Source organism: Crocosphaera sp. Alani8, assembly GCF_038442745.1.
GTDB lineage: Bacteria > Cyanobacteriota > Cyanobacteriia > Cyanobacteriales > Microcystaceae > Crocosphaera.
Genome location: NZ_JARVCN010000060.1, coordinates 1 through 12,178, shown reverse-complemented (window position 1 = coordinate 12,178; position 12,178 = coordinate 1). Strand labels below are relative to the sequence as shown.

The window sequence follows — 12,178 nt, the reverse complement described above, 5'->3', positions numbered from 1 at the left end:
TTTGGCCTAAGTTTTCGCAGCGAGTGACCCCTGGCTTTTTGAGAAGATACCATCACCAGTTGAGTCAATCAAATTTCCAAAAGCTTCATAGTCATAGGTTGCAACTACATTTCCATCTATATCAGTTAATGTGCGAGTGCTACCTAATCCATCAACCAAATAGATAGCAACTTCTTCATTTTTCTCAATAGAAATTAAATCTAATCCATGTACATAGTGGACTTTTAAATTATCATCTTCATACTCTTCTAAAACTTGAGCATAAGGACGATTACTATCGACTAAATAGGTGGTTTTAAGGCCATTAACTGTCGAACTAACACGGATGTTTTTATCATTGTACTCGTAACTTATAACATCTCCATCAGCTGTTTTAGATTCAATTAAACGGTTTTGAAGATCCCAAGTATAAGTAGTTGTTTGACCATTAACTGTTTGACTAATAAGATTACCATTATCATCATATTGATAATGAGTAACTGTATTATTGATGGTCGATTCTAAGAGACGGTCATTAGCATCATCAATATAACTTGTATTTCCTTCTACTAAATCAACCTTAGTTAATTATTTTTTTGTTCAAGATATTGCTCAAATAACTCAAATAATTTATCAAGAGCTTTTCTTTCATCTGATGAAAATAAAAACATAAGGACAGACCATGAGCGGTTAACCTTTACAGAAGAATAATCTTCTTGTATCCATATTAGAAATTCTTGAAATTCTTTTTCTTGATCCGTTAGAGATAAAGACGAAATTTCTTTAGCCTTTAAATATCCACTATAAAATGATTCAAAAGCAAAAATAGAATACCAACCTAAATAAAGAGGTGGTCTTTTTTTTATGTTTTCAAGGAGAGTATAAAAATCATTTTCCATGCTATTATTCTATGAGTTTATTTACCAAGATACAGCTAATAAGTTAAAATAATTCATCTCTAACAATAATTGGTTTATTATCAGGAGTATGATCAACATACAAATCATTCCACCATTTTTGAAACTCTTTTCCATCTGGATAAACGTTATCAAAAACAATTTCTTTTCCATTAATATTAACAATATTAGCTTCATGATATCCATTTGTTGCAATCAATTGCTCTGTTCCATCATCCCAGATACGACCCAATGATCCGCTAGTTCCAGATGTTTCAACTCTAATATATCTACCATTTATTCCTTCTTTAATTAAACTTTTCTTAACAAGAAAAGCACATTGGTCGCAAACACCTATCTCAGTCAGTCCACTTTTTCTAATTAAACCGCCAACACCACGCCGAACTACATTTTCATAGGCAACTGGAATAGCAAGGACAGCCGCTGGAATAATAGTTAATAAAGTTAGGTCAAAAAGAATGCCTAAACCTATACTTCTTGGAGTAGGTTCTTCATTGTTTAAAGCAGCAAAGAAGAAATTTTGTCCTGAACTAAATTGTATTTCATTAAGGGTATTGGCAATTGATGAAGCTGCTTGAGCTTCAGCTATACTATATAATCCTGTTGAATCTACATAAACAACAGGATTAGCATTACCATAAAGATACTTATGCAACGTTATTGGTTCACTAATTCTTCCCTCATAAGTATCTCGTCTAGTAAATCTCCCAACTTCCTGATTGTAATATCTTTGCCTTAAATAATATTCTCCTAAATCATCATCAAATTGCTCACCAGCAAATAAATAATTATTGTCAATATTACTATTAGAATTAATTAAATTTCCAAACGCATCATAATCATAACTACTGATAACTAAACCATTTTCATTAGTTAAAACTCTCGCACTTCCTAAACCATCTACTTGATAAAAAGTCGTCTCATCATTTCTTTCCTGAGAAATCAAATCTAATCCATAAACATAACTAACCTCTAATTCACCATCTACATATTCCTCTAAAACTTGAGCATAAGCTTGATTACTATCAACTAAATAATCAGTTCTGACCCCATTAGCTTCTTGAGACGTTCTAATATTATTGACATCGTATTCGTAATTGATTTCAGTTCCATCAGATAAAGTTACTGACACTAATCGATTTTCTTTATCCCACTCATAAAGCGTTTCTGCTGTTCCTTCAATTGTTTTTATCGTATTACCATTATTATCATATTCATATTCTTTAACTTCCCCATTATCTTTAGTTTCAGTTAATAACCAATCATTAGCATTATAAACGTAAGTAGTTGTTCCCTCAATTGAATCAACTTTAGTTAACCGATTTCCTACCGCATCATAAGTATAACCAATTACTCTTCCATCATTAACTGTATCCGATGAATCCGTAATAATTTCCTCAATTAATCGATATAAATCATCATACTCATACTCAACAATCCTTCCATCTGCTTCTTCTACTTTGAGACGATCACCAACTTTATCTAAGGTATATTCATAACCAGAAATGACTTGTTCACCTAACTTATTCTCTAACTTAATTAATCGATTTAATTCATCATAATTTCTTGTTTCTATAACTCCATTAGAGAAAGTGGTTTCAATTAAATTACTAACCCCATCATAAACATAAATGGTCTGATGATTATCCGCATCTGTTACCGTCTTTAAACGATTCCATTCATCGAAGGTGTAATAAACGGTTCCCGATGGGGTAGTAACAGAGGTTCGATTTCCTGCTAAATCATAGCTATATTCAAGGGTATTTCCACTGTCTAAATACACTCCAGTGGGGTCAGTTTGAGTAATTAATCTATCTCGTTCATCATAAGTATTAGTTCTGGTAAAGTTAATTCCTGGGTTATCGGCTAACTCAGGATAAATAATTTCAATTAATTGGTCATTTGCATCATAAATGTACTCAGTTCTATTAAATTATCATAATTAAACTCATTAAAATTCAAACGACATTTATCTAGAAAATATATTCTGTATTTCTCTAAATCTCTCTCTATTTTTGATGTATTCATAGCTTTGATTGCTTACTGTAATTGCCAAGGTAAATATTTGTGAATAGGTTGGATAATAAGTTTTTTATCAGGGAACAGATACTTAGTTAACACAACCAATTATTGCCTATTTATAAACTATTAATAATAAATGGATTTCTTGTTGCTTATTTCTTCATCTAGGAGAGTGAAGGAATAGGTCTAAATACTATTGCTCTAATTGATTAATAATCCCCTCACAATATCCAATTAGTTCTTTAACTTTTTGTTGTACCTTCTCCACTCGTTTTTCTCTAGTCTGGGTCTGACGAGAGGAGGTTAAAAATAGTAGATCAGTTCTCAATAGTCTTAAATTTTTATAAAGTTCTGTTTGTGCCGATCGCACCAATGAGATTGCGTTACAATCTAATTCATCTAGATTCACACTCAGAATCTGAGCCTGAAAAATAGTTTGCACCTGCTCGTAAGCACTTTTAACCATTATCATGTCCATATCCTCAGATATAACTAGGTCTTGCAGTCCCAAAAGCTTAACCAAAAGCTCTTTGTAGGACTGATGATAAAATTTCAGTAACATAGGACACCATATTGAGTTAGAATTTGTAAATTAATATTAATATTTCTGAGGGACTTTAACGAGTCTAAATCTGTCCTTAAACTGAAATTATTAAAAGATGTCCTCTCTTTTAACAGTCGGGGCAGTGCTGATGGTAAAAACATGGTAAAGCTGACCATAACAGGCAGTTCAAATTTTCCGCATCACACCTTCAGGAAAGCATCAGCGTTTCCATGGCCTCATTTTTCATATCCATCCTTCTTCTTCTGACTCCTAGGTTGATTATTCTATGAACGCAGTTACTTTTCCTGACACCGAAACCCAAAATCTCATCCTCCCGGACTGGCTGAACGAGTGTTTACTATGCTACGAGTCGGACAAAACGAATCAGAACATAGACCTAATTTGTCAAGCATTTAACTTTGCCTATAAGCTTCATGAAGGACAAACCCGTAAGTCAGGAGAACCTTATATTGCCCATCCAGTAGCTGTCGCTGGCATATTAAGGGATTTAGGGGGAGATAAGGCCATGATTGCCGCCGGGTTCCTCCACGATGTGGTAGAAGATACAGAAGTAACCGTAGAAGACATAGAACAGAGATTCGGGCCAGAAGTCGCCTTATTAGTGGAAGGGGTGACCAAACTCTCAAAATTTAACTTCTCCAATAAAACAGAACAACAAGCAGAAAACTTCCGAAGAATGTTTCTCGCCATGGCCAGAGACATTCGTGTCATTGTGGTTAAATTAGCCGATCGCCTCCACAATATGCGTACATTAGACCCCCTCAGACCGGATAAACAAAGACGCATTGCCCTGGAAACCAAAGAAATATTTGCCCCTCTAGCCAACCGTTTAGGAATTTGGCGTGTCAAATGGGAACTAGAGGATCTATCTTTTAAGTATCTAGATCCAAAAGATTATCGAGAGATTCAAAACCATGTCTCAGAAAAGCGTATTGATAGAGAAACCCGTATCGAAACAGTCAAAAATATCCTACAAAAACGACTTCATGGGATAGGTGTCCAAGTCATCGAGTTACAAGGAAGGCCTAAACATCTCTACGGTATCTACTCCAAAATGCGCCGTCAAAACAAAGGGTTTCACGAAATCTACGATCTCGCAGCCCTACGCATCATCGTCAACACTAACGAGGAATGCTATCGATCTTTAGCAGTGGTTCACGACATCTTTAAACCCATGCCGGGGCGTTTTAAGGACTATATTGGACTTCCCAAACCCAACCGTTATCAATCCCTACACACAACAGTAGTGGGACTCAATGGCCGTCCCCTAGAGATTCAAATTCGCACTCTAGAAATGCACCATATTGCGGAATACGGGATTGCAGCACACTGGAAATACAAAGAAACTGGCGGATCTGACCATAGCCAATTATCCGACGAGGACGAAAAATTTACTTGGTTGCGACAACTCCTCGACTGGCAAAACGATCTTAAAGACGATCAAGAATACGTCGATAACCTTAAGGAAAATCTCTTTGATGACGACGTTTATGTTTTTACTCCTAATGGAGACGTGATTGCACTATCGAGAGGTGCAACCCCTGTAGACTTCGCTTACCGTATCCACACAGAAGTAGGCAACCACATGAAGGGGGCTAGAGTTAATGGAAAATGGTCTGTTTTAGACCAACCTTTGAACAATGGTGACATTGTTGAAATTATTACCCAAAAGAACTCTCATCCTAGCTTAGATTGGTTAAACTTTGTAGTTACCCCCACCGCGCGCAACCGCATTCGTCAATGGTATAAGAGATCCCATCGCGAAGAAAACATGAGCAGAGGTCGAGAAATTTTAGAGAAAGAATTAGGTAAAAATGGCTTTGAAGCCTTATTAAAATCCGAACCGATGCAAACTGTTGCCCAAAAGTGTAACTACCATTCTGTAGATGATTTACTGGCTGGTTTAGGCTACGGAGGTATTACCCTCAACCAAGTGGTAAACCGAGTTAGGGAAGTGACAGTAACCCATCAAAAAGAAGACCCCCATGCAATCACTTTGCCCAGTGCATCTCCTTCCCCCTCTTGTCCCACTAAACCCAATAAGTCCCCCATTCTAGGAGTAGAAGGACTGGTTTATCACATTGCAGGATGCTGTAAACCTTTGCCCGGAGAACCTATTATTGGGGTGGTAACCAAAGGAAATCGAGGCATTTCTATCCATACCCAAAATTGCTCTAATATCGAAAATGTTTCAGGGGAACAATTTATTCCTGTGCGCTGGAATACCCAAGATAATAAAGGTTTTGTGTCTACTTATCCAGTAGATGTACAAATCGAAGTTCTCGATCGCGTTGGAGTTCTCAAAGATATTTTATTACGGGTCAGTAACCATCATGTTAATGTCTGCAACGCAGGGGTAAAAACTGGACGCAATAAGCCAGCAATTATTAATCTACGCATCGAAATCCGCGATCGTCAACAATTAGATTATCTAATCAATAGTATTAGCAACATGAGCGATGTTCTCAATATTCATCGAGTAAATGGTGTTAATTTTTAAACTATTGAATTGTCATTTCTAGGAAATAAAAAAGGCTCTTTAAATGATAGTCTAATGTTGTTTGTAGATAACCGTTGCAATCAATTCCTTAGACATAAAGAGCAGAAAGTATTAAATACTATGAAAAAGGTACAAATCTATACCGATGGGGCTTGTTCTGGCAACCCAGGGAAAGGGGGCTACGGAATCATTTTAAGCTACAATCAACACCGCAAAGAATTATCAGGAGGTTATCGTTTAACAACTAATAACCGTATGGAAATGATGGCTGCTATCATTGCCCTAGAAGCTTTGACAACCCCATGCGAAGTTGCTTTATATACGGATTCACGTTATTTAGTCGATGCTGTAACCAAAGGATGGGCTAAAAAATGGCAAGCTAATGATTGGCAGAGGAACAAAAAAGAGAAGGCCAAAAACCCTGATTTATGGCAACGATTATTAGATTTATGTCAACAACATCGGGTAGAATTTATTTGGGTTAAAGGTCATGCGGGTCATGCTGAAAACGAGCAATGCGATCGCTTGGCTGTGGCCGCTTGTCAACAACTAGAGTTATCCGTTGATGAAGTGTACGAGCAGGAATATTAAGTAATTTAACAATTCTTTTCGATAAATTTTCATCAACCAATAAATTTTCATAGATAACAACCGAAAGGAATTCCCTTCCTTGTACAATAGGATAGAGAAGATTGGAAGAAAGTTATGAACGATAATGCGACCTCTACTAAGCGAAACATTGATAAGGTAGAAATCTCTATTAGCATTGATGCAGAAGTGCTAGAACAACTCAAACACCTAACTAATGATCCTAGTCGCATTATTGAAACAGCGATTAAGCAGTGGTTGAATGGGGAAAGAGACAGAGATGACGATTTAACACGCAGATTTCGTCGCAACCCCCCTTTACCACCCCGTGGAGAATGGAACGATTAAATCGGTTAGGATCTGTCTTGTTGCAGTTTTAGTTACTTCGGGGTAAAAGCAAAACGATCGCTCTCAATCTAAAACATAGAGGAGCGATCGCTAACTGATAGTGTTATTCTCACATCTTGCACCTTCGATAAAACTGGCTAGTTTGTAGGCGTTTAGCTATCAGCTATCAGCTATCAGCCATCAGTTGAAACATATCAATCTCTATCTTATGCTGTCAGTGAGATTAAACATAAGCTTAACGCTTTCAGCTAAGAGATGAAAGCCGAACGCTGTGCGATAGCGCCGGAACGGAGTGAGGAACTGCTGACTAATTTAAGTTTTTATGTACTGGTGCAAGGTGTCAGTTATTGGTTTTAACCTTGAGGGGTTAACCAACCTGCACTTAAAACAATAGTTAAGGCAATAAAAACCGTACTCAGAGTCCAAGTGATTTGATTTAGGGTTTTTTCGGCACTTTTTGCAGAGGTAAATAACTGTGCTTGGCCTCCGATACCCCCTAAACCGTCCCCTTTGGGACTGTGTAAGAGAATGAGAACCACCAATAAAACCCCTGAGATAGTCCAAATGATTTGGATTAGCTGTGGTAATGTCATCGTTTCTTTAAGAATTGTTTATGCTTTTTCATCTTACCCTAACGAGCAATACGAACAGGGGTACGATTGGCTCTAATTTCTATTTCTGCAGGTTCGATGAGGGATTGTCCAGTCATTTCAGATGGTTGGGGAAGTTGTAAAATTTGGAGAATGGTTGGAGCAATATCAGCTAGTTTGCCATCATCTCTAAGTTCTACTAAACCACCATGACCGGGAATTTTCCGTCGTTCCCCTTCTACCAAAATTAAGGGAACTGGGTTAGTGGTGTGTGCTGTCCAAGGGTTTCCGTTATCATCTTTCATGGTTTCGGCATTGCCATGATCTGCTGTGATTATGACTGTCCCTCCCAGTTTACTAACACTGGATAGTAACCGTCCCAAACAGTTATCTACCGTTTCCACAGCCTCAATAGCGGCGGTTGTGTTCCCTGTATGACCTACCATATCGGGATTAGCATAGTTAATGACGATGAGGGAATAGACGGCTCTGTCTACCGCATTACAGGCAGCTGCGGTAACCGCTTCAGCAGACATGGCCGGGGATTGGTCGTAGGTAGCTACCATCGGACTTTGAATCAACTCCCGATCTTCTCCCTCTAGGGGCTGCTCTAAACCCCCGTTAAAGAAATAGGTAACATGGGGATATTTTTCTGTTTCCGCTACTCGAAACTGCTTTAACCCACGGTTAGCAAGCACTTCCCCCAAGATATTGTTGAGGTTTTGGGGTTTAAAGGCAACTTTGACTGGTAGTCGTGGATCGTATTGGGTAAAGGTTGCGAAGCTCAACGGCGTGATTAATTCCCGCTCAAAACCATCAAAATCAACCACAGTGAGAGCAGAGCAAATCTGTCTGGCTCTATCTGGTCTAAAGTTAAAGAAAATTACTCCATCTCCCGCAGATATGGCTCCTGGAGCAATACGAGTAGGGGGTATAAATTCGTCGGTTTTGTCTTGACTGTAAAAATCTTCTAATAGTTCGATAGCTGAACGTCCATCGCAGGGACCATCGTGGGTGATTAAATCGTAGGCTAGTTTCACTCGATCCCAACGGCGATCGCGGTCCATTGCGTAGTACCGTCCACTCACGGTGGCAATACGCCCTACCCCCAGTTTGTCTATGTGTTGAGCAATCTGGGAGATCGCTTTTACTCCGTCTGTTGTATTGGTATCTCTTCCATCGGTAATAGCATGAATGCAGACATCCTCTAAATTTTGTTTTTGGGCTAGATTTAGAAGTCCTAATAGATGGTTGAGATGGGAGTGAACACCACCCTCAGAACATAAACCGATTAGGTGTAGTTTTCCTTTACGAGATTGCACCTCTTCGCACAAGCTAACCAGGGCTTCGTTTTCGTAAATTGAACCGTCTTCCACCGCATCGGAGATCCTCACTAGTTCTTGGGGAACAATACGCCCTGCACCAAGGTTGAGGTGACCGACTTCCGAGTTACCCATCTGACCTTGTGGTAACCCCACGTCTTTACCCGATGTTTTGATTAGGGTTCTGGGATAGGTTGTCCACAGGCAATCCATTACTGGAGTTTTTGCCATCGCAATTGCGTTATCTTCTTGCTTAGGACGATAACCCCAGCCGTCTAATATTACCAGCACCACTGGAGATACAGGTGCTTGTGCCATGTTCTTGTACCTACGTTGTATTTTCCATGCATTAGAATTATAACATTTTTACTGTTTATTTATCCAGATTTGTCTGTATTACTAATCACTTTTTTTATTTGGCAATTATACTTAGGTTACTTCTTGGAGAATAGTTATATTTTCGGGTAAGGAAATCCTCAATAGACTTGTTTTATTGGTTGAATATTTTGCTGGTACATTCTTTATACTTTATTTCGTATTCTTTGCTAAACTTTAAGAGAAGATTATCTTATCTTTAAAGTCATGAAATCATAAAAAGTACGATTCTAGATTATGCTATCTCAGTTTAATTCTTTAGAAAACGCCCTTCAACATTTCTTTGGTTACCAGCAATTTCGTCCTGGACAAAAACAGATTATTAATGAGGCTTTAAACAATAAAGATTTATTGGTGATCATGCCAACAGGTGGAGGAAAATCTTTATGCTTTCAGCTACCGGCTTTACTCAAACCTGGGATATGTGTAGTAGTATCTCCTCTTATTGCCTTAATGCAGGATCAGGTTGACACGTTGATGGATAATGGTATAGGAGCAACTTTTTTAAACAGTACATTAAATCGTCAAGAATTACAGTCACGGGAAAATGCTATTTTAAAAGGCAAAATAAAGTTGTTATATGTTGCTCCTGAAAGGTTACTAAATGAGAGTTTTTTGAATTTTTTAGACTTTTTAAGTCAAAAGATTGGTTTGTCTAGTTTTGCTATCGATGAGGCTCATTGTGTGTCTGCTTGGGGTCACGATTTTCGACCAGAATACCGACAATTAAAACAAATAAGATTACGTTATCCCAACGTTTCTGTATTAGCCTTGACTGCAACAGCAACGAAACGGGTGAGAGCAGACATCATTGAACAATTGGGCTTAAAAAATCCCTCTATTCATCTTGCTAGTTTTGATCGCCCAAATTTATATTATGAAGTACAACCCAAATCAAAAAGAAGTTATACTCAGTTGTTGAACTACATTCGTAGTCAAGAAGGTTCAGGAATTGTTTATTGTTTAAGTCGCAAGAACGTTGAAACTATTGCTTTTAGACTGCAACAAGATGGAATCGATGCTTTGCCCTATCATGCTGGAATGTACGACGATGAAAGAGCTATTAATCAAACTCGTTTTATTCGAGATGATGTAAGGATAATTGTAGCAACAGTTGCCTTTGGAATGGGTATTGATAAACCTGATGTTCGCTTTGTTATTCATTATGATTTACCGAGGAATTTAGAAAGTTATTATCAAGAATCTGGTCGAGCAGGAAGAGATAGTGAACCAGCTAATTGTGCTTTATTTTTTAGCTTTGGAGATTTAAAAAAAATTGAATATTTAATCGACCAAAAAAGCGATCTCAATGAACAAAAGGTTGCTCGTCAACAATTAAGACAAGTGGTGGACTATGCAGAAGGAAATGAATGCAGAAGAAGTATCATTTTAAGATATTTTGGTCAGCAGTTTAAGGGTAAATGTAGTAACTGCGATAACTGTAGAAATCCCAAGCCTATCGAAGATTGGACAATCGAGGCACAAAAATTTTTATCCTGTGTTGCTCGTTGCCAAGAAAGATTTGGTATGAGTCATATTATCGATATTTTAAGAGGATCTAAAAAGAAAAAAATTGAAAAATATGGACACCATTTACTCTCAACTTATGGCATCGGAAAAGAGAGAAGTGTAGAAGAATGGAAGATGTTAGGACGATCATTAATCCATCAAGGTTTTGTTAATGAAACTACAGATGGATTTCCAGTTTTAAAATTAAATAAGTACAGTTGGGAAATCTTTAGAAACGAGAGAAAAGTTGAAGTTGCTGTGACGAAATCTTTAGTATCTAAAGCAACAAACGATTATAATCCCAGAAAAGCAGAAAGCGACCTTTTATTAGATAAACTCAGACAACTACGAAAACACTTAGCTGACCAAAATCATATTGCACCCTACGTTGTTTTTGCTGATTCCAGTTTAAGATTAATGGCACAAATTAAACCTCAAAACCTAGAAACATTTCAGAAAATTTCTGGAGTCACTGCTTATAAATCCCAACAATATGGAGATAGCTTTGTCTCAGTTATTAGAGAATTTTGTCAGCAACAAAGCTTACCCACACCATTACCCACTGCTAGTAATATGATTACCTTTCAATTGTATCAACAAGGGTTAACCGTTCCAGAAATTTCAGAGAGAAGAAATTTAAGAGAATCTACTATTTATAATCATATTTCCGAGTTAATCGAGATGAATCAACCTATTGATATTAATGACTTTATTCCCCAACACAAAAAAACTATGATTATTAAATGCATTCAAACCATTGGAGATAGTTCATTAACTCCATTAAAAAATCATCTAGGTGATGATTATAGTTATAATGAATTGAGATTAACTCGTGCTTGGTATCGACGAGAGAATAAATGATTTAGATACTGAATAAATCTGTAGCGATAGAAAAATTTAAATGTAGTGTATCATCATCCTTATTTTGTTTTTGTCACTTTTGAAGATACACAATTTTGGTAAGAGAAGGATAATACCAATTCTCATTAATAGCTAGATAGATTCTGTTAAAAGTGTAGGTTGGGTTTCACTATCGTTTTACCCAACCTACTAAGTCTCCAGTCACTTTTGAGAATTGGTATAAGTCCAAAAACCAAGCCGATTAAAAATTTTACTTGATGAGTATATATACTAGGTCGTAAGGTTGACATGCTCTTACGTAAAGTTACCTAAAAAACTATACAAAAATATGAAGAAAATACGTAAATATGCAGTCGCTTTTATAAGGTTCTGTACTTAATATTAAGGGCATTCTTCCTGAGAATAAATAAAATTATTAAAAAATTAAAGTGATATGATGCTAGCAACAGCTTTGCCAAAATCTACAAAAGTAACTGTCTGGGTCTTTCCTGGACAAGGATCTCAAAAGTTAGGAATGGGACTTGATCTACTAAAACATCCCTTAGCACAACGAAGCTTCTCAAAAAGTCTGGGGGGACTCGCCGAAAGTTAGGGGACAAAGA

The 12,178-nt window shown here is 37.2% G+C and carries 10 protein-coding genes; 5 read left to right on the top strand and 5 right to left on the bottom strand.

Annotated elements, in window-relative coordinates; translation table 11 throughout:
• Positions 1-563: 563 nt before the first annotated feature.
• The 3 genes from P9B04_RS04730 to patD form a co-directional block, all read right to left on the bottom strand.
• Positions 564-878: a hypothetical protein gene (locus P9B04_RS04730; protein ID WP_342053847.1), complete on the bottom strand. Its 315-nt coding sequence runs from the start codon at positions 876-878 to the stop codon at positions 564-566.
• A gap of 43 nt (positions 879-921) precedes the next feature.
• A complete protein-coding gene (locus P9B04_RS04725; protein WP_446717965.1) occupies positions 922-2,679 on the bottom strand; it encodes a papain fold toxin domain-containing protein in 1,758 nt (585 codons plus the stop codon).
• 432 nt (positions 2,680-3,111) lie between these two features.
• Positions 3,112-3,480 carry a heterocyst frequency control protein PatD gene (patD, locus tag P9B04_RS04720; protein WP_342053846.1) on the bottom strand — a complete coding sequence of 123 codons (369 nt, stop codon included), beginning with the start codon at positions 3,478-3,480 and terminating at the stop codon, positions 3,112-3,114.
• A gap of 268 nt (positions 3,481-3,748) precedes the next feature.
• On the opposite strand from patD, the gene P9B04_RS04715 reads away from it, so the two are divergent.
• From P9B04_RS04715 to P9B04_RS04705, 3 genes are all read left to right on the top strand, one after another.
• Positions 3,749-5,983 carry a RelA/SpoT family protein gene (locus P9B04_RS04715; RefSeq protein ID WP_342053845.1) on the top strand — a complete coding sequence of 745 codons (2,235 nt, stop codon included), beginning with the start codon at positions 3,749-3,751 and terminating at the stop codon, positions 5,981-5,983.
• Between the two features lie 120 nt (positions 5,984-6,103).
• Positions 6,104-6,574: a ribonuclease HI gene (gene rnhA / locus P9B04_RS04710; RefSeq protein ID WP_342053844.1), complete on the top strand. Its 471-nt coding sequence runs from the start codon at positions 6,104-6,106 to the stop codon at positions 6,572-6,574.
• Positions 6,575-6,688: 114 nt separating this feature from the next.
• Entirely contained in the window at positions 6,689-6,919 is a 231-nt protein-coding gene (locus P9B04_RS04705) for a type II toxin-antitoxin system CcdA family antitoxin (RefSeq protein WP_342053843.1), read from the top strand.
• Between the two features lie 353 nt (positions 6,920-7,272).
• Here P9B04_RS04705 and secG read toward each other — a convergent pair whose 3' ends face one another.
• Positions 7,273-7,512, bottom strand: coding sequence for a preprotein translocase subunit SecG (gene secG / locus P9B04_RS04700; protein WP_009545604.1), 240 nt, complete (start codon positions 7,510-7,512; stop codon positions 7,273-7,275).
• A gap of 38 nt (positions 7,513-7,550) precedes the next feature.
• Positions 7,551-9,149 carry a 2,3-bisphosphoglycerate-independent phosphoglycerate mutase gene (gene gpmI, locus P9B04_RS04695; protein WP_342053842.1) on the bottom strand — a complete coding sequence of 533 codons (1,599 nt, stop codon included), beginning with the start codon at positions 9,147-9,149 and terminating at the stop codon, positions 7,551-7,553.
• A gap of 294 nt (positions 9,150-9,443) precedes the next feature.
• On the opposite strand from gpmI, the gene recQ reads away from it, so the two are divergent.
• Together recQ and P9B04_RS04685 are read left to right on the top strand one after the other, a co-directional pair.
• On the top strand, positions 9,444-11,576 hold the full coding sequence (gene recQ / locus P9B04_RS04690; protein ID WP_342053841.1) for a DNA helicase RecQ: 2,133 nt from the start codon (positions 9,444-9,446) through the stop codon (positions 11,574-11,576).
• 433 nt (positions 11,577-12,009) lie between these two features.
• On the top strand, positions 12,010-12,168 hold the full coding sequence (locus P9B04_RS04685; protein WP_342053840.1) for a hypothetical protein: 159 nt from the start codon (positions 12,010-12,012) through the stop codon (positions 12,166-12,168).
• The last annotated feature ends 10 nt before the right edge of the window (positions 12,169-12,178 follow it).